Source organism: Monashia sp. HAY1-2A, assembly GCF_056755315.1.
In genome coordinates this window covers 1-249 of the sequence record NZ_JBNDHY010000620.1, presented here as the reverse complement: position 1 = coordinate 249, position 249 = coordinate 1, and the positions used below count along the sequence as shown (strand labels likewise).

At 64.7% G+C, this 249-nt stretch carries 1 protein-coding gene; it reads left to right on the top strand.

Annotation, left to right across the window (positions count from 1 at the left end; all coding sequences use genetic code 11):
• Positions 1-249 (top strand): ABC transporter permease (locus tag ACPYOM_RS23275; protein WP_481347786.1); only part of this gene is annotated, 249 nt, incomplete at both ends.

The window sequence follows — 249 nt, the reverse complement described above, 5'->3', positions numbered from 1 at the left end:
GGCGAAGGTGGTGGCACCGCGCTTCTGGGCGGCGGTGCTCACCGTGCCCCTGCTCACCGGCATCTTCTGTTCGTTGGCGATCAGCGCCAGCTACTTCGAAGCCGTGCACGTGCTGGGCCTGGACAACGGCGTGTTCTGGTCGGCGCTAAGCAACAGTGTGGATTCCTGGGACGATTTCGGCGGGGCAATGCTTAAGTCGGCCATTTTCGGCGGTACCGCCGCGCTGGTGGCGTCGTACGTGGGCTTCCA